Origin of the sequence: Roseateles rivi (assembly GCF_043555845.1) — a bacterium.
GTDB classification, from domain to species: Bacteria; Pseudomonadota; Gammaproteobacteria; order Burkholderiales; family Burkholderiaceae_C; genus Roseateles; species Roseateles rivi.
On record NZ_JBIGHZ010000001.1, the window covers coordinates 524,033 to 541,303 of the forward strand.

The 17,271-nt window shown below is 62.2% G+C and carries 14 protein-coding genes; 7 read left to right on the plus strand and 7 right to left on the minus strand.

Translation table 11 applies throughout. The features are described from left to right. Nucleotides 1–8: 8 nt before the first annotated feature. On the plus strand, nt 9–1,340 hold the full coding sequence (gene guaD / locus ACG0Z6_RS02405; RefSeq protein ID WP_394458464.1) for a guanine deaminase: 1,332 nt from the start codon (nt 9–11) through the stop codon (nt 1,338–1,340). Here the strand turns inward: guaD and ACG0Z6_RS02410 are convergent. Next, nucleotides 1,309–3,582: a TonB-dependent receptor plug domain-containing protein gene (locus tag ACG0Z6_RS02410; protein WP_394458465.1), complete on the minus strand. Its 2,274-nt coding sequence runs from the start codon at nt 3,580–3,582 to the stop codon at nt 1,309–1,311. The genes guaD and ACG0Z6_RS02410 overlap by 32 nt on opposite strands. Before the next feature lie 192 nt (nt 3,583–3,774). Here ACG0Z6_RS02410 and tssA point away from each other — a divergent pair, with 192 nt between their 5' ends. Then, entirely contained in the window at nt 3,775–4,815 is a 1,041-nt protein-coding gene (gene tssA / locus ACG0Z6_RS02415; RefSeq protein ID WP_394458466.1) for a type VI secretion system protein TssA, read from the plus strand. 58 nt (nt 4,816–4,873) lie between these two features. Here tssA and ACG0Z6_RS02420 read toward each other — a convergent pair whose 3' ends face one another. From ACG0Z6_RS02420 to tssJ, 6 genes are all read right to left on the minus strand, one after another. After that, on the minus strand, nt 4,874–5,884 hold the full coding sequence (locus ACG0Z6_RS02420; RefSeq protein ID WP_394458467.1) for a hypothetical protein: 1,011 nt from the start codon (nt 5,882–5,884) through the stop codon (nt 4,874–4,876). Beyond that, nucleotides 5,881–7,179: a hypothetical protein gene (locus ACG0Z6_RS02425; RefSeq protein ID WP_394458468.1), complete on the minus strand. Its 1,299-nt coding sequence runs from the start codon at nt 7,177–7,179 to the stop codon at nt 5,881–5,883. Before ACG0Z6_RS02425 ends, ACG0Z6_RS02420 begins: the two co-directional genes overlap by 4 nt. A gap of 71 nt (nt 7,180–7,250) precedes the next feature. Continuing rightward, nucleotides 7,251–10,106 (minus strand): type VI secretion system Vgr family protein, encoded by a 2,856-nt coding sequence (locus ACG0Z6_RS02430; protein WP_394458469.1) that lies wholly within the window; start codon nt 10,104–10,106, stop codon nt 7,251–7,253. Nucleotides 10,107–10,161: 55 nt separating this feature from the next. Continuing rightward, nucleotides 10,162–10,932, minus strand: coding sequence for a DotU family type IV/VI secretion system protein (locus tag ACG0Z6_RS02435; RefSeq protein ID WP_394458470.1), 771 nt, complete (start codon nt 10,930–10,932; stop codon nt 10,162–10,164). A gap of 44 nt (nt 10,933–10,976) precedes the next feature. Then, nucleotides 10,977–12,326 carry a type VI secretion system baseplate subunit TssK gene (gene tssK, locus ACG0Z6_RS02440; protein WP_394458471.1) on the minus strand — a complete coding sequence of 450 codons (1,350 nt, stop codon included), beginning with the start codon at nt 12,324–12,326 and terminating at the stop codon, nt 10,977–10,979. A gap of 59 nt (nt 12,327–12,385) precedes the next feature. Next, nucleotides 12,386–13,048, minus strand: a complete 663-nt coding sequence (gene tssJ, locus ACG0Z6_RS02445; protein WP_394458472.1) for a type VI secretion system lipoprotein TssJ — start codon at nt 13,046–13,048, stop codon at nt 12,386–12,388. A gap of 198 nt (nt 13,049–13,246) precedes the next feature. Between tssJ and ACG0Z6_RS02450 the strand changes: the two genes are divergently transcribed. The 5 genes from ACG0Z6_RS02450 (at nt 13,247) to tssE (ending at nt 17,269) form a co-directional block, all read left to right on the plus strand. Continuing rightward, nucleotides 13,247–14,047, plus strand: coding sequence for a hypothetical protein (locus tag ACG0Z6_RS02450; RefSeq protein ID WP_394458473.1), 801 nt, complete (start codon nt 13,247–13,249; stop codon nt 14,045–14,047). A gap of 67 nt (nt 14,048–14,114) precedes the next feature. Beyond that, nucleotides 14,115–14,627, plus strand: a complete 513-nt coding sequence (gene tssB, locus ACG0Z6_RS02455) for a type VI secretion system contractile sheath small subunit (protein WP_394458474.1) — start codon at nt 14,115–14,117, stop codon at nt 14,625–14,627. A 5-nt stretch (nt 14,628–14,632) separates the two neighbouring features. Next, nucleotides 14,633–16,120 carry a type VI secretion system contractile sheath large subunit gene (tssC, locus tag ACG0Z6_RS02460; RefSeq protein WP_394458475.1) on the plus strand — a complete coding sequence of 496 codons (1,488 nt, stop codon included), beginning with the start codon at nt 14,633–14,635 and terminating at the stop codon, nt 16,118–16,120. Nucleotides 16,121–16,159: 39 nt separating this feature from the next. After that, on the plus strand, nt 16,160–16,684 hold the full coding sequence (locus ACG0Z6_RS02465) for an Hcp family type VI secretion system effector (RefSeq protein ID WP_394458476.1): 525 nt from the start codon (nt 16,160–16,162) through the stop codon (nt 16,682–16,684). A 90-nt stretch (nt 16,685–16,774) separates the two neighbouring features. Next, entirely contained in the window at nt 16,775–17,269 is a 495-nt protein-coding gene (gene tssE / locus ACG0Z6_RS02470; RefSeq protein WP_394458477.1) for a type VI secretion system baseplate subunit TssE, read from the plus strand. Nucleotides 17,270–17,271: the final 2 nt, after the last annotated feature.

Consider the following 17,271-nt stretch of genomic DNA (forward strand, 5'->3'; position numbering starts at 1 on the left):
ACTGATTTATGACCGTGGTGGATCAAGCGGGCGCCCAGCGCCTTGCGCTCAAAGGGAACTTGCTTGACTTCACCGCCAAACCGCAATGGGCCCATCTTGACGATGGGGCCGTGCGCTGGCGCCCTGAGCACTGGTTGCTCATCGAGGACGGCCGCATTGTGGGTGCGCAGACCCAAGACCCTGGCGAGGGCTGGCTGCGCCAGGACTATGGCCAGCGCCTGCTGCTGCCGGGCTTTATCGACACCCACGTTCATGCGCCCCAGTTGGAGGTGATGGCCTCTTACGGCACCGAGTTGCTGGACTGGCTGCAGCGCTACACCTTCCCTGCGGAAATGCGCTTTGGCGACCCCGAGGTGGCCCAAGAGGGTGCAGAGCGCTTTATCCAGGTGCTGCTGGCGCACGGCAGCACCTCGGCCGTGGTCTTCCCCACCGTGCACAAGCACTCGGCCCAAGCTCTTTTTGAAGCGGCGCGCTCGCGCGGCATGCGCCTCATCACCGGCAAGGTGCTGATGGACCGCCACGCCCCCGACGGCCTGCGCGACGACGTGCAGCAAGCGCGTGAGGACTGCGAAGACCTCATCGCTCGCTACCACGGCGTGGACCGCCTGGCCTATGCGGTGACGGTGCGCTTTGCCCCCACCAGCACGCCCGAGCAATTGGCCATGGCCGGCGCGCTGTGCCGCAGCGATGCCAGCCTCTACATGCAAACCCATGTGGCCGAAAACCGCAGCGAATGTGCCTGGGTGGCTGAACTCTTTCCCCAAGCGCGCAGCTATCTGGATGTGTACGAGCAAGCCGGGCTGCTGCACCCGCGCGCGGTGATGGCGCATGGCATCTGGCTCGACGAGCAGGACCGTGCCGTGCTGCGCCAGCGCGGCGCACACGTGGCGCATTGCCCCTCATCCAACCTCTTTTTGGGCAGCGGCGTGTTCGATTGGCGTGCTGCGCATGAGTCGGGCCTGGCAGTCTCGCTGGCCAGCGATGTGGGGGCGGGCACCAGCCTGAACCTGCTGCGCAACCTGGGCGACGCCTACAAGCTGCAAGCCCTGGGCGGGCAGCGCCTGAGCGCCTGGGTGGGGCTGCATGCGGCCACGCTGGGCGCGGCCGAGGCGCTGTCGCTGTCGCATGAAATCGGCCACCTCAGCGAGGGCACCATGGCCGATGTCTGCGTGTGGGACTGGAGCTGTGGCGCCGTGGACGCTTGGCGCCAGTCACGCGCCGCAGCCTTGCACGAGCGCGTGTTCGCCTGGATGAACCTGGCCGACGAGCGCCACCTGCACGCCTGCTATGTGGCGGGTCGGCCAGTGCTCACACCTTCCACTCCAGGCGCAGCTGCATAGCGCGGTAGCTGCGGCCTTGGCTGCGGCTCCAGCTCTCCATGCCGGGGGCGAGGGTGTAGCTGCTGCTGCCATGGTCTTGCGCCAGCACATTGCTGGCAGACAGGCGCAGCATCAGCGCGCTGTTGAAAGTCCAAGTGGCATAGGCATCGAGCACCCGCTTGGCATCGCTTTCGGCACGCCTTTCTATCGACTGCTGAATCACCTGACGCGGTGTGAGGTTGAGGCTGGCCCCCAGGCTCAGCGGCAGGCTGCGCAGCCGGTAGTCCGCCCCCAGGTTGGCGGTGTAGCCCGGTTGCTGGTCCAGTGTGTTGTGCGGCCCGGGAATGCCCTCCACGCGTGAGCGGTACAGGCTCAGATTGCTGCGGATGTTCACCGGCAGCGCGTCCTCCAGGAACTCGTCGAGGCGGAACTTCGCCTCCAGCTCCACGCCGTAGGTGCGCGCTTGGCCGATGTTGCGCGGCTTGTTCACCCAGCGCGGCACGGCCGCCCAGCTCACGCTCTCGAGCTGCGGTGTGGTGCGTATCAAGTCGGTGATGCGGCGCGCGAACACATTGGCGCTGAGCACACCGCCCTTGCTGAGGTACTTCTCATAGGCCAGCTCCAGCCCCGTGGCCAGCTCCGGGCGCAGCTCCGGGTTGCCCATGCGGTCGGGGTAGGCGTACTCGTTGGCACCACAGCTTGCCGCGTTCACGCAAGGGAATTGGTTGTTGATGCTGGGCTGCGCAATCAAGTCCTGCAGATTGGGCGAGCGGTAGCTGCGCGTGAGGCTGGCGCGCAGCTGCTCTTTGCTGCGCTCGTCGATTTTGTAGAGCGCGTGCAGCAAGGGCGTGGTGACGGCGCTGCTTTGGCGCAGCTGCTGTGCAGCACGGTCGCTGTGGGTGCTGATTTGTTCCCAGCGCAGCCCGGCATAAAACGCCCACTTCGGCCCCCAGGTCCACTCATCCTGCGCATAGGCCGCCAGGCGCTGCGTGCCCGCCGTGGGGTTGTCGCCGTAGTCCGCCAGGGCGCTGCAGTCCAGGCCGTTTTGCAAGCAGCTGCGCTGCTGCGTGCTGCGGTTGCCTTCGGCTTCGGCGCCGGCCACCAGGCTGTGGTCATCACCGAGCTGGTGCGAGAGCTTGCTGCTGAGGTTCCAGCTGCGGTTGCGTCCCTCGCTGTTGTCTTGCTGGGTGCGCGTGGTTTGGGCCAGCAGCAGCTCACGGCGCAAGCTGTCGCTGCGTGACTGCGCGTTGCCCCCACCGGCGCGCAGCTCCAGCCGGGTGTCTGCACCCAGCTTGTGGTTCCATTGCAGGCCCAGGCGCAGCATGTCGAAGTCGTTGCTGCCCTGGGTGTGAGCCTCATCGAAGTTGGAGGGCGCCGGGGCCAGCGCACTGCGGCTGATCTGCTGCGTGAGGTCCGTGCCTGAGCGGTTGCGATTGAAAGCGGCAAAGGACTGCAGCGCCAGCGTGTTGCCTTCACCCAGGCGCCACTGCACGCGGCCTCCGAAGTGCAAGGAGCGCTGCGTGCTGTCGCTCTGCCCGCGCTGCACAATCTGCCGCTGCTCGCCGCTGGGTGTCCAGCGCGTGAGGTTGAGGGTGTCGATCTCATCCAGGCGGAGCTGCACCTGGCCGTTGAGGTTGAAGGTGTAGGTGCCGGTCTCGCCCACGCGGTCGTTGCGCTGCCAGCTCAGCTGGGGCGAGTACAAGTCCTGCTCCATGCCCAGCCCCAGGCGCAGCTCGTTGAGCCGGCGTTGCAGCGCCTCGCGCAGCACGATGTTGATGGTGCCGGCAATCGCACGCGCTCCAAACTCCGCCGTGGGCGCCCGCATGACCTCGATGCGCTCGATCTGCTCGGGCGGAATTTGCTCCAGCGAAAAGCCCGGCGGCATGCGCTCGCCATTGACCAAGATCTGCGTGTAGCCCCCACCCATGCCGCGCATGCGCGGCTCGCCACCGCGGCCCGGCCGCCCGCCCAGCGTCACGCCAGGCAAGCGCTTGAGCAGCTCTGCAGCGCTAGCGTCGCCAAAGCGCTCAATCTCCTCGCGCCCAATGACGATGCGCGCCGCCGTGGCCGCACGGCGCTGCATCTCATCACTGGCGCTGCCCTGCACGCGCACGGTCTCGAGCCGGTTGGGCTCGCTGGCTGCCTTAGCCGGGGACTCAACTTTTTGAGCTTCTGCGGCGGCACTCTGGGTCCAGGCCGCTGTGCTGAGGTTCAACACACTCAGACCAGCCAGGAGCAAGACATTTGGCTTGAAGACGAACATGAATATTGCGGCGTTTGTTGGCATTGGAAATGGACGCAGCAGCGCAAGCACCGCCATGTGCAAGCATCGCATGGGCAGGGGCTTGGCTTTTGGGACTTCACCCTTCTTTACGCACACCGTCTGCCCCCTGAACCATGCCGTGTTGGTGGCCTAGCTTGGCCATAATGAACCGATCAGTTTCACGTCTTAGACATGAGCACCATCGACATGCTGCAACGCCCGCTGGATGGCGACACGCCCTGCGGGTTGGATATGAGTTTCTCGCCTGAGTTCGACCGCATGCGCGAAATGAGGCGCCAAGACGATCCGACGCTGGATCAGGGCGAGTGGGTCACCGAAATCAAGCGCGCCGATTGGCCTGGACTGCTGCAGCTGTGCCAGACCTTGCTGAGCACCCGCAGCAAAGACCTGCGGATCGCCGGTTGGTACGCTGAGGCCGCCACACGTGTTCATGGGTATGGGGGGCTTGCCAGCGGCTTGCGGCTCTACGCCGGCTTGGTGCGCAACTACTGGGATCAAGTGCATCCACTGCCCGAAGAAGGCGATCCTGAGTTGCGCATCGGCAGCGTCAACTGGCTGTTGACTCAGCTGCAAGTTTGGGCACAGGACGTGCCACTGCTGCGAAGTGCTGAGAACACCTATACGCTCAAGCAAATTGACAGCATTCGGCAAAAGTCTGGCGCCGCGCGTGATCATGGTGACGAGCAAGCTCAGGCCTTGCTAGACGCCTTGGCCAAAGCCCAGCAAGCCACGCCTGTGGCTGAGGTGATTCAAGCGCTAGCGCATGTACGCGAGGCGCAAGAGGCCTTGGCCGAACTCCAAACCGATGTCGACCACCACCTCGGGCAGGACGGTCCAGGTTTTGTTGCGGCGCGCGAATGCTTGGGCGATGTGTTGCATTCGCTGGAACGATTGCAACGCGACATGGGCGGGACGCCCGAGCCCAGCGCTGACAGCGACTCAGCACCTGAGGCAGAGCGTGCCCAGCTGCCTGCCGCGGGCATGGGAGTGGCACCCACCAGCCGCGCTCAAGCGCTGGAGCAGCTGCGCCTCGTCGCGGCCTACTTCCGCCGTACCGAGCCCCACAGCCCTGTGGCCTATTTGGCCGAGCGCGCCGCCAAGTGGGGCGACATGCCCTTGCATCAATGGCTTCGGGCCGTCACCAAGGACAGCAACACCCTGTCCCAAATCGAAGAACTGCTCGGCGTCCCAGAACCGGAATCTGGCCGCTAAACCCCAGCTGGCCGCGACATGGCGCCGAACCACAGGAAACGGCGCAGCTCAGGTGACGCTAAGGCTTTGCCGCGCGCTTGCCTGGCCGTTTGGGTTTAGGGGGTGGAGGCACTTCATCCGGCGAGAGTGGGTAGAAGCCGCGCCTGGCGGGGTTGTCTGGGAAGACGGGGATGCGTGTGGGCGGCAGCGGGGCATGCCAGCCATGGCGCTGGGCCCAGGCCTGGATGTCTGGGATGGGGCCAGGGGCCTCGCCGTTCGGGCATTCGTGCAGGCAGTACCAGGTATTTCTTTCCTTGCCGATGACGGGCTTGGGCGGGTCCTCCCAGCGGGCCCAACCGATGATGGGGTGGACATAAGTGCCCGGCTCATCGGGGTCTAAATGCTTGGGGATATAGCTGGTGACGTCAATATACGGACGGTCTGGGTTGGTGAGTTGATTGGCCCACTCCCGGCAGCCGGTGGTTGGGCGATAAGGCCTCATTTTGAATTTATCACCGTAAAGGTACAGGGAGTCCGCCAGCGGAGAGGGGGAAGGGATTTGATTGAGATCACATATCCCAACCATCCAGGGTGGACTGTCTTCGCTATAGCCCAAGAACCAATTTGCCAGCAGATAGCGCCCCTCAGACTCTGTGTTCTGCGGCGCCAGCATTACATGCTTGGTTGACTCAAGGCGTCCACGCAAAGGTGTCGGGTGTTTGTGGGCGGAGAGAATGAGTCCGTCCTTGTCAAATTCAAAAAGAACCACGTCGACCGTTGGATGGTCTGATCGATAGTTCTTCTCCGCGGGGATGCTTAGCGGGTCGGGTGCTGCAGTTTCCCAGGAAAGCAACTTGTAGTTACCTTGTTTGGTTGCATCGTATTTTTTGGAGAACTTAAGCTCGGAAGCCCAGTTGTTGTTGGTGATGTAAATGATATACCGCCACTCCCAGGGGCGTTCGATCCAGCGAGGGATGTCTGGGTTCGGTGTTGGTGCGGCAGTTGCGGAAATGGTTGAGTTGAAAGCGCATAAAAATAGGAGCACCAGCGCTGACTTTTTGATGCGGAGAAAAATACAAAAAGTAGTCATGGCAATATATTTGCGTCACTCACGGTGATGTGCAGGTGGTGGGCGTGGTTGGTTTCTGAATCAGTTTTCTGAATATTGGACGAGGGGGCTTTGTTGTCTCGGGTGTTGTCGTCCATCACCCAGGGGTCAAACAGTTGCCGCACGCAGCGGCATTGCAGTAATGCGGCCCGATACCGGTGGACATGATCGGGTTCGTTGGCATCACGGGCTGCTGTCCATTTCTTTAGTTCTTCATTGGCATTCTTGGCGGCATTCTTGGCTCGTTCTTTTGCGTCCGCTTCGGCTTTTGCTGCTTGTTTGATGGCCTCTTCGTTTTTGGGAAGCTTTCTGCTGATTTCTCTTTTTTTGGCTATGGCTGTGTCGAGTTCGTCGTCGGCTGCTTTTTGGGCTGCCATGGACTTTTCATACGCGGCAAAGGCTGTGATTTCAGCCTCGGAGACAAGGTCTTTGTCGTTTTTGTTGCCGATCCCTTGCTCGGCGCCCATTTTTTTCATGGCCTGGCGCAACTCCTCCCGATTGAGCACAGTGCCGCCAAGTACCGCCACGTCCAAACCCAAGCCGGCGCGGTGGGCGATGGAGCCCAGCATGGGGCGCCAGCAGGAGGACATGGTCAAGCTTGCGATCCCCACGTCCAGCGCTGCACTGAATAGCGCGGCGTAGCCTGCAGGGTGTGCGCGAGGCAGGCCGTCGCTGAGGTGGTTGAAGTTTGTGATGTTGCTGCTCGGGTTGTTTTCTGACCGGAAATTCACCACCAGACGTCGGGCAGGCTGGGTGGTTGTGGCGGGTTCGTTGATGGTCAAGGTGGCGGCGCTCAAGCCCCGGTAGATGCTGGTGACCGCGGCCGCGACGGCAGCGCTGGTGCCGTCGGGCAGGCGGGAGGCGACTTCGTCGGCGGTGTAGCGGTGGGATATGCGCATCCAAATATTGCCCGTCAGCGGCGCGGTGTATTTGTCCAGGGTGTCGGTCTGTTGGGCAATCGTGGGTGTGTCGGGGTCGTTGTGGCGCCCTGTCTTCTCGGTGATGGTGACGAGGACGTCGCGCTCACCCACCGTGACGGCGTAGACCGGAGATTGGCGGAAGGACGGGTGGGCGTCACTGTTGAGGTAGAGCGAGACTCTCCGCCCTTGCTGTACTTTCAGCTGAATCTTTTCGCGCGAGCAGTCGACCCTCCCGGGTTGGGTGGCAAATTGAGGCAGCGCCCGTCCATCGACGGCGATGGCGTAGGGGATATCGAGGTTCTTCGCCGTGCTGCAGCTGAACTGATAGGTGACTGTGCGAGTGGGGGCGACGGGCACCTCTTGAGCAGGCCCCGGAGGGCCGGACAGGGTCGGCGCACTGGCCGCGGGTTGTTTTCGGGATGTCACGTTTAGCAGCCTGGCGTGTTCGTCGATAGGAAATGGTCTTCGGTTGCCTGGGTTTGCGGCTCCCAAAACAGCCGAACTTCTTGGCTCTGTGCAGTGCGCACGATGACGGTTTTTCCCTCAGCATCTGTGACGCCCCGAATTACTTCGCCGCCAAATTCAATGCGATACCCCATGCCGGGCTCAGGCTGGCCAGTCACCTCGTTTCGGGCCACGAATTGCTTTTGATACAGCTTTAGACGTGTATCGGGCAGGGTGCTCAGCTCAACTGCACCACTCTCCCCACCCAGGAAGTTATGCCGCGCCCCATGCACGGCAAAGGTGCCGGGGCAGGTGAAGGTGATGTTGGCGCCGTCCAGGGTCAGGGCGCTTTGTCCTGCGGTGAGCTCAATCTTGGACTGGGCGCTGATGCGGATTTCGTCGTTGGAGGATGTGAGTGAGATGGTTTGGTCGGCCCACAGCTGAAGGGTGTCGGTGTGGGCGCGCAGCGAGGTGCCGCCATTGGCCGCAATGGCGCTGAGGCCGCCGCTGTGGGTGTAGAGGCTGGTGGTGCCCCCGCTGACGGCGCTCACGGTGTGGGCGGCGCTGAGCTGGGTGTCGGCTTGTGCCATCAGCAGAGCGTCGGCGGCGCTGTAGCTCATGATGCTGGCGGGGGTGGTCAAGCTGGCGCTGGTGTTGGCATCCAGCACCAGGTGGGGTTCGCTGTAGGCGCAGGCGCTTTCGCCGGGGCTGCGGCCATCGGCAGCGCTGGCGCTCAGGCCGTCGGCGTTGCCGAGTTTGAGCTGGCCATTTTGCTGAGGGTCTATGGATTCGCACAGCGGTTTGGCGGCGTCGGCGTTGAGGGGCAGAGCGCCCGCGGCCTGTGCGGCTTGGCCAAGCCGCTGGGCCAGCGCTTGGCTGGCGCGCAGCTGGCCCAGCGGCTCGGCGGCGTCCATGTGTGACCCTTGGGCTTGAGGCCGAGCGCTGGTGGAGAGCAAGACGCCGCGTGCCGCACGCAGCACTCCCCAACCTTGGGTGAGGGCTTCAAAGCCGCTGCCGCGTTGCGGCCCACGCTGTGCGCTGCTGGGGCTTTGCTGGATGAGGTGGCCCAAGCCCAGTTGGGCATGGGTGTAGCTGCACAGCAGCCGGGTGCGCAGTTGGCCGGTACTGTCGTCCAGCACCCATTGGTTGTAAGCACCGCCGCCCAAACTGTGGCTGTGCCAGCCGCTGATGGCACCGGGGTGATTGACGCCGCTGTCGTGACCGGCGGCAAAGGGGGGGGTGTCTTGCCCGTTGTAGAGCTGGCCCACGATGACGGGGCGGTCTATATCCCCTTCGATGAATTGCACCGCCACTTCCGTGCCTACGCGTGGCAACAGCACGGTGCCCCAGTTGGGCCCAGCGCTGGGCTGTGCCACGCGCACCCAGGTGAAGGCCTGTTCGTTGCCGGGGGCTTGGCCGTTGGCGTCGGCGCTGCTGTTGTGCGCCAGCCCTCCTGGTGCAGGGTTGACGCCACGCTGCCAGGGGAACTGTACTTTGACCCGGCCGTCTCTGTCGCTGTGCGTGGGCTCGCTCTCTGGGCCCACCACCAATGCAGTGAGCAGGCCGGGTGCGGTGGGTTGCGGGCGCCAACGCGGCACCAGTGCGGCGTCAGCGGGTGCTGCGTGGAAGTGGTTGCGGTAGCTGCCGCTTTCAAGTTCGGTGGCCTGCTCCAGCAGAGGCGCCGCCCCTGCGCGCATGGCGCCCCCGAGGTTGTTGGCCACATGGTGCTCCACGGCCAGCGTGACGAAACGCTGCGCGTTGCGGGTAGGGTGGGGTCCTTGGGCATCCAGTCCCCAGATGGGGTGCTCGCTCAGGCCGAAGTTCACACCGGGGCGCAGCTGTCGCACCTGGCTTTGGCCCTCATAGTGCTTGCTGCTGAGTTCAAGTGCGTTGAGTGCCAACTCCGCGGCGCGCTGCGCGTGGGCCGGATCTTCGTAGCGGTAGGCGCCGCTGCTGTCGTAGAGGCTGAGCGCGGGCAGCTCGCCCAGCTGGAGTGCGCTGTCGGCCTGGCCGACGGTGGCATGCAGGGTTTTGTAGTCCCAGCTGGCCAGCGCCACATGTTGGGCTTGAATCTGCCGAGAGGCGCGCCACTGCGTGACGGTGTCGCCCCGTGAGCCCGCAGCCACCGCGGCTTGCGCAAATCGCAGCGTGCCCAGGTCGTCGCGAGGGCTGTGGCGGTCGCAGATGACCATGGTGTGGCGAGCCTGAGCGCTGCCGTCGCGCTGCTGGGCGGAGTCTTGATGCTGCCAGTGGTAGCTCAATCCTTCTTGCGCCAACAGGCGCTGCACAAAGGCCAGGTCGGTTTCGCGGTACTGCACGCACACCGAGCGCCGACGCAGTGGCTCGCTCACACGCAGCTCGTAGTGGGCTTGGGGGTAGTCACGGAAGATGTCTTCAATGACTTCCAGCGCCGTCTTGTCTTGATAGACAAAGCAATCGCGGCGCAGGCCCAGAAAGCTCAGCCAGGGTGCGAGTACCAGGCGATAGCGCGCCAGACCCCCGTCAGCACCGAGTTGCACGGCCTCCATCACATAGCCGTGCCAGGCGCTGTAGCGCCCGTCATTGAGCAGGCGTTGCACCGTCACTTGTTCGCCCACCAGCGCCTTCAGTTCCAGGTAGCGGCTGGTGGAGAGGGCATCCAGCACCAGCTCAAAGGGCTGATTGAGGGTTTCGCGCAGCACCAACCGCTCAGGAATGAGGGCCAGATTTGGCAGCGCGGTTTGCAGCTGGAGCAGGCGCCCCTGTTGGTCCAGCAGGCGGGCGAAATCCAGCCGCGATGCCAGTTCACCCAGAATGTGCGTACTCAGCGAGCTCCAAAGGCTTGCTGCAAATGTCGACATGGGAACTCCCTCTTTTCGAATCTGCTGGGTCTGTCGCCCCTATGGGGTCTAGGGATCAGGGCAGCGTGATCGTGACGTGGGCTTGCTGTGCGGGCAGCTTGACGAGCTGGCTGTAGCGCGCCAGGTCACGCTCGGTTTGCTGCTGCAGCGTGCCGCGCACGCCCATAAAGGCCAGCACGGCAGCCAGTGCAAACATGGAACCCAGCACCCACAAGGGGACCTCGGCGCGGAGCTTGTGGCTGAGGCGATCGGGCGGTGTGGCGTGCGGCGCGAATTCAGCCCGGCGGCCTTTGAGATGGGCGATTTCGTCCCCCAAGCGTGCGCTGAGGTAGCCCAGCTTCTCGCTGCCTTCGATCAGGTACTTGCCTTGAAAGCCCATCAGCAGGCACATGTGAAAGACCTCAAGCACCTGCAGCTTTTCCAGCCCTTGCTCTCGGCATTCCTCGAGCAGCACGAAAAAGTTTTCCCCGGCGAGCTGCTCGCCAAAGAACTCCAGTTGTAGTGGGCGGCTTTCCCAGTCGGCTCTGAGCGCGGGTTGGCCCATGAGCACCATTTCATCGACCAGGGCGCAAAACGCGTACTTGACCAAGTAGATGTCTTTGGCGGAGGTCTCGAACTGACGCGACCCTCGCTCCACACTCAGCAGAAATTCGCGCACCTTGGCGCGAAAGCTGGCGGCGTCGGTGGGTGTCCCGCGTCCGCGCAGCAGGAACAGCATGTAGAAGCCGTTGTACATCAGCTCCAGCAGTGTTTTGGCTTCGTTGCTTGTGGCCAGTTGGGAGGCGTGTGTAGTGGGCGCAGAGGCCAGCAGCGAGGGGGCGTTCATGGTGGTGAGAGCTTCAGTGGGGCTAAGCGGGTAAGCGGCCGTATTCAGGCGTTGACAACAAACAGCTCCAGCTGCAATTCATCAAAGCCGGCAGGCGAGTAGATGGTGGCGCTTTGGCCTTGCAACATGCGCTCGTAAAGGGCGCCGCGAGGCTCGAGCGCAAAGTACTGGGTGTTGGGGCGCACCGGGATGGCGGGCGGCACTTGCGCCATGTGGGTCAGGCGCACACCGCCCATGGCTGACAGCACGAGTTTTTCGACGTCGTCTGGAGCACCGACTTTGAAGCGCAATGGCACGGCGCTGATCAAGTCGCTGGCCGGCATTGCGGCACTCACGCCCAGGTAAAGCGTGCTGTTGCCTCCAAGCTGCTCGCTGTCGAGTCGGCCCAGGTGGAAGGACGGCTTGGTTTCGTTCAGCGCAATCGCAAAGTAGCGAGTGGAGATCACGGTCTCCAGCAGGTCGCGAATGATGCCTTCGATGGCGTTGAACGCACGTTCGGGTTGGCGATGCTCGTAGCCTGGTAAATCCGCCAGGGTGTAGGACTTTGAGAAGGTCAGCAAGGCGCCACTGAGCGCGAGCAGTTGCTCGAAAAGCCGCTCGGGGTGCAAGAGTGGGTGCTGACGCAAATGCTGCAGCTGCGCGCAGGCGGTGCTGGCGGTGTGCAGCAGCCAGAAAGAAGCAATGTCGCCGGAGCGGAATTCAATGACGTGCTTGGAGGGTTCACGGTGGAAGCCATAGAGGGCGTCCACCTTGGCTTGCAGCATGTCCAGCAAGCGCCTCAGCAGCGCGCCCAGTGCGGGCATGGCGTGAATGGACAGCGACGGCGCAATGAAGCGAGCGTCCAGCTCATATCCCCCCGCAGAGGTGCGACGCAATCGGCACACGGGAACGCTCACGAGATGGGGCTGCACATCGTGCTCAGGCAGCAAACGCACCAGGCGTTGCAGCTGAATGACTTCGGCACGGGCCGCCTGTGTGAACAAGTCGGCCTGGGCCTGGGTGCTGCGTTGGTAGTGCAGCGAGCCGTCGTCACCCGTACCGTCCATGGCCGCGTTGCTGGCCTGAGTTCTGAGCGGTGCAATCGTGGCGTGAATGACGACTTCAGACTGATGAGTGGGCAGCGCAGCAAGATTGAGTGCTGCAGGGAGTTCGTCCTCGCCTGGAGCACAGAAGAACTCGCCATCTGGAAACACCAAAGCCAGCTCTTGCAAGCGCAGCACCCCGCTGGCAAGGCCGGATGTGTCTATGCTCAGATTGCGTACGCCCCAAGAGTAAGGATGCAAGGAACGCATGGCCTCGGCAAGACGCCACTCGTGGTAGCTGTCTTGGCGTTGGAAATGCTGAGGTCGCAAAAACAGGCCCTCACCCCAAAGAACTTTAGAAGTCGGTATCAAACGGATATCTCCAGAATCAAGTTGCCTCCCCGCGGTGCGGGGAGTTGATGTCGCGGCGTCTAGTGGCAGTTCACGCCCGCCAGACGCAGGGTGTCGGGGTCAGCACCTTCCGTGACACCGGCGGCCACATTCATGGCGCAGCCATGCAAGCCGACGGTGATGCCACTGCTTTCAGATTCCGCCGCCTTGAATGCAAAGCGCCAACGACCTTGCGCTGGCGCTCGGAACAGGCTCACCACGGCGATATGGCTTGTGCTCACGGGGAGCGTTTCGATGACCTCGTGTTTTTGCCCCGGAGTCAGCACCAGCTCGCGAACGTCGACGAGGTCATTGCCAAAGGCTTCGCGTTCGTTTTTGGGTGATGCGAAGCTGCTATAGGGGGCATTGAGGAATGCGTTAACGCCACGCAATTTGTAAACCCGCACAACAACTGCAAGCGAACGTTTCTGGGGGTCGGTGTTTAACTGTTCGCCAGCATGAATTCTCAATGTCACTTTGCGTTCCATCTTGGGCATGGCGGCACTGATGGTGGTGGGGTTGATGTTGTCTGGTGCTTTGAGCCCGACAGCCTCTAGAGACTTGGACAGAACACCGCCGGAGCCAGAGCTGCATCCAGCAGTCATCAGCGTGCAAGCGGCGGCAAAACTTAGTGAAAGAAGTCCTTTGAATCGGCCGCTCGACCCGGGTTTTGAAGGGGTGGATTGGCTGCGATTCGGTCTCATGGGTGGGTGTCAGTTGAGGGGGCTTTGAGGGCGATCTATCGACCGTGTTTGAGCATGCTTTCGGCATGTCAAGGGGTCAGTCAATGCTGATCCTATCTTTCGTGTCCTGGGGCTTGTGACCTTCTTTTGGGGGAGTGCGTAAGCGTTCAATTGGCCACTACATTGCCCTGCGTTTCAGGTGTCAGTAGCAGGTCTTGATTGCTGCTCGACATGCGAATACAGACCCTGAAGACTGATGGGTGGCGCGTTCCTTTGTGCTGCCTGGTCGTTAAGCACTTACCTGGTTGTCAGATGTCTTCCTTCGTCAGAACGGTTTTCATGTTGGTTTGCTCCGCCACCTTGGTGGCGTGCAGCACGACCCCCACCACCCCGCCTCCCACTCCGGTGGAGCCCACCGTTGCTCCGCTCGAGCAATTCATGTCCGAGGCGGCCAAGTCGCGCCAAGAAGGTGCGCGAACTTCTGAGCGTGAAACCTATCGCAAGGCGGCTCAGGCCTACCCCACGAGCAAAGAACCTTGGCTGAAATTGGCGGAGGGCTATTTCGAATCAGGGGACTATGGCAACACAGTTCTGGCCGCGCAGGAGGTCTTGCAGCGCGATGCCTCCGATCGTGTGGCCACCAGCTTGTTGGCTGTCAGCGGCCTTCGAGTGGCGACCACTGCCCTGGCCAGCCTTCGCCAATCCCAGGATCAGGAAATCAACGCAGACACCCGACGCCAGGCCGCCGATTTGGTCAAGAGCATTCGCGAGGCTTTGGGTGAGCCGGTGCTGGTGCCCAAACCTGTTGAACCCGCAACGACCACGCCGCGTCGCTCCGCAGCACCCAAGCGTTTGGTTCCTGTTCCTGCACCAGGTGCGGGACCCACACCTGCCGTGGGCTCCGCAGCCACAGCCGCGCCAAAGGGTGCAAGCACAGCGCCGGTCAAGCCAGCTTCAGCCCCGGTTGTGGCACCACTGCCAGCGAAGAAGCCGACCAATCCTTTTGACAAGCTCAACTAGTCAGCGCGCTCATCAGCGGCGCCTCGATCACACACCCAACAGCCTTCAATCCACCTAAGAGAGATATATGGCCAAGAACGACAGCGTACAAAAGCGGCTCCAGAAGGTGCGTCCGCCCCGCGTGCAACTGAGCTACGACGTGGAAATCGGTAACGGCGTGGAGCAGCGTGAGATCCCCTTTGTCACAGGCGTGATCGGGGACTTCACGGGCAAGGCTGATCCGAACAAGCCGCAGCCCAAGTTGCGCGACCGCAAGTTCGTCAACATCGATCTGGATAGCTTTGACGACGTCATGGCCGGCATGTCACCCAAAGCGGGCTTTCGTGTGGTCAACAAACTCAGCGGTGACGGAGAGCTGGGGGTCAACCTCGAGTTCAACGCCATCGACGACTTCCGCCCCGAGGCCGTGATGCAGCAGGTTGAGCCGCTGCGCAAGCTGCTTGAGGCCAGAACCAAGCTCTCTGACTTGCGCAACAAGCTCGCAGGCAACGAAAAGCTCGAAGACCTGCTGGGCGATGTGTTGAGTAACACCGAAAAGCTGCAGCAACTCAGCCACGAGACTGCCAAAGAAGGGGAGTGAGCACCATGACCGTCGCAATCCCTCAAAACACGGCCCCAGCCCCAGCAAATGCTGAATCGGTGACCCTGCTTGACCAGATCGTTGCCGACAGCAAAGTGGCGCGCTCCTCCAGCGAGCATGTGCGTGCCAAAGACATCATCTCCGAGCTGGTGCGCGAGGTGCTGCAGGGCTCGGTGGTGATGTCCAGCAACCTCACCGCTTCCTTGGACGCGCGTGTGGCTGAGATCGACCAGCTCATCTCCGAGCAGCTCTCGGAGATCATGCACCACCCAGACTTCCAGCGCCTGGAGTCCAGCTGGCGCGGCCTGCACTACCTGTGCAAGCACACGGCCACGGGGTCGCAGCAACGCATTCAGGTGCTCAATTGCACCAAGCGCGATCTCATTCGCGACTTCCAGACGGCCATCGACTTTGATCAGAGCGCGCTGTTCAAAAAAGTCTATGAAGAAGAGTTCGGTACCTTCGGTGGCGCGCCTTTCGGCGCTTTGGTGGGTGACTTCGAGTTCTCGCGCCAGGCCGACGATATGTACCTGCTCGAGCAGCTGTCGCATGTGGCTGCCGCAGCCCACGCACCGCTGATCTCTGCGGCTGCGCCGGAGTTGTTTGGTCTGGAAGGCTTTACCGACATGGGCAAGCCACGCGACCTCTCCAAGGTGTTCGACACCGTGGACTACGCCAAGTGGAAGGCTTTTCGCGAATCGGAAGATTCCCGCTATGTGGGTCTGACGGTGCCGCGATTCCTGGGTCGTCTGCCCTACAACCCGAAAGACGGCACGCTCACCGAAGGCTTTAACTTTGTTGAACGTGTCGACGGCGCAGACCACAGCCGCTACCTGTGGGTGAACACGGCCTACGCGTTCAGCGCACGTCTGACGGCGGCCTTTGAAACCTATGGCTGGTGTGCCGCCATTCGGGGTGTGGAAGGGGGCGGACTGGTGGACGATTTGCCCACCCACACTTTCAAGACAGACGATGGCGAAGTGGCACTCAAATGCCCCACCGAGGTGGCCATCACCGACCGGCGCGAGAAGGAGCTTTCTGACCTGGGCTTCATCCCCCTGGTGCATTGCAAGAACACTGACTACGCGGCGTTCTTTGGGGCTCAGTCAACCCACAAGCCCAAAAAGTACGACAACGAAGCGGCCAACGCCAATGCGGCCTTGTCCGCACAGCTGCAATACATGATGGCTGTGTGCCGTATCGCGCATTACATGAAATCCATGATGCGCGACAAGATCGGCAGCTTCTCCTCCACGCTGGAGGTGGAGCGTTACCTCCACAACTGGCTCATGCAGTACGTGGTTGATTCCGACGACGCTTCTCATGAACTACGCGCTCAGCGCCCGCTTCGTCAGGCCCAAGTCGAGGTCAGCGAGGTTCCCGGGCGTCCGGGTGTGTACCGCGCGGTGGCCTTTGTGCGACCGCATTTCCAGCTGGATGAGCTCTCGGTCTCTCTGCGTTTGGTTGCAGAGCTGCCGACGGGCAAGTCGTAAACAGCAATCCGTAGTCCTTCAACAGGGAGATACATGAGCATGAAAGACATCTACATCAAATTCGGCAACCCGCTCAATGGCAAGAAGATCGAGGGCGAATCGCGCGATCAAGAGCACAGCAAGCCCTGGTTCGAAGTGTCGAGCTGGTCGCACCTGATCCGCCAGCCCAAGTCGGCAACCGCCTCGACCGCTGGTGGTCACACGGCAGAGCGCTGCGAGCACGCTGAAATGGTGTTCACCAAGGATCTGGACCTCATCAGCCCGCAGCTGTGGGAAGCCTGCTCCGCAGGCACGCTGTACGACGACGTGGAAATCCACTTCATGCGTGCCAACGGCACTCAAGGCCGTGTGCAGTACCTGACCATCAAGTTGAAGAAGGTCATCATTTCCTCCGTCACCCCAGAAGTCGTGGGTGAGGGCCTGCCGACCGAGACCTTCAGCCTCAAGTACGCCGCTGTCCAGTGGGAATACATCCAGCAAACCATGGATGGCAAGGTGGCCAAGGGCACCCCAGCGATGTGGAGCTTGGCGACGAACAAGCCTGTGTTCGAAGCGCCGAACTGATGGTCCTAGGGTCCCGACGGGTTCGGGGCCAGGATTTCACGGGGCGTTTGAGGACGCCCCGCTTTCTTTGTTATTTCTGTCGGGTGCATTTTGAGTTCCAACGTACGAATCCGCCGCAGCGTGCTGGACCGCTTGTTGGCCGTTGATGCGCCTGCTGGCGTGGTCATGACCCAGTCGGTCGCGCAGATGCGCGACGCCGTAGCCCGTGACCTGGAGGCGCTGCTCAACGCACGTGCGCCCATGGACTTTGACGCCATGCACGGCTTCAGCTGCGCGCGCCGTTCCGTGCTGACTTTTGGTGTTCGGGACTTTGTCGGGCGCGTACTGACCAACTCCGAGGAACAGCGCTATATCGGCCGCAGCTTGGCCACTGCCATTGAGGCCCATGAACCGCGATTGACCCAGGTGCAAGTGAGCTTTGATGGCGGAGAGGGCCAATCCATCAACTCGCTGGCCTTCACCATTCGGGCCATGTTGATGGTTCACCCCACACGTGAGGCGGTGAGCTTTGATGCCGTACTTCAGCCTTCGGTGGCGCGCTTTTGCGTGACCCAGGCGCGCTTTGGCAACGCCCTGGCGGCTTGAGC

Excerpts from the sequence above, each read along its gene's own strand:
- guaD (WP_394458464.1), top strand. The coding sequence starts at position 9 with ATGACCGTGGTGGATCAAGCGGGCGCCCAGCGCCTTGCGCTCAAAGGG.
- ACG0Z6_RS02410 (WP_394458465.1), bottom strand. The coding sequence starts at position 3,582 with ATGTTCGTCTTCAAGCCAAATGTCTTGCTCCTGGCTGGTCTGAGTGTG.
- tssA (WP_394458466.1), top strand. The coding sequence starts at position 3,775 with ATGAGCACCATCGACATGCTGCAACGCCCGCTGGATGGCGACACGCCC.
- ACG0Z6_RS02420 (WP_394458467.1), bottom strand. The coding sequence starts at position 5,884 with ATGACTACTTTTTGTATTTTTCTCCGCATCAAAAAGTCAGCGCTGGTG.
- ACG0Z6_RS02430 (WP_394458469.1), bottom strand. The coding sequence starts at position 10,106 with ATGTCGACATTTGCAGCAAGCCTTTGGAGCTCGCTGAGTACGCACATT.
- ACG0Z6_RS02435 (WP_394458470.1), bottom strand. The coding sequence starts at position 10,932 with ATGAACGCCCCCTCGCTGCTGGCCTCTGCGCCCACTACACACGCCTCC.
- tssJ (WP_394458472.1), bottom strand. The coding sequence starts at position 13,048 with ATGAGACCGAATCGCAGCCAATCCACCCCTTCAAAACCCGGGTCGAGC.
- tssB (WP_394458474.1), top strand. The coding sequence starts at position 14,115 with ATGGCCAAGAACGACAGCGTACAAAAGCGGCTCCAGAAGGTGCGTCCG.
- tssC (WP_394458475.1), top strand. The coding sequence starts at position 14,633 with ATGACCGTCGCAATCCCTCAAAACACGGCCCCAGCCCCAGCAAATGCT.
- ACG0Z6_RS02465 (WP_394458476.1), top strand. The coding sequence starts at position 16,160 with ATGAAAGACATCTACATCAAATTCGGCAACCCGCTCAATGGCAAGAAG.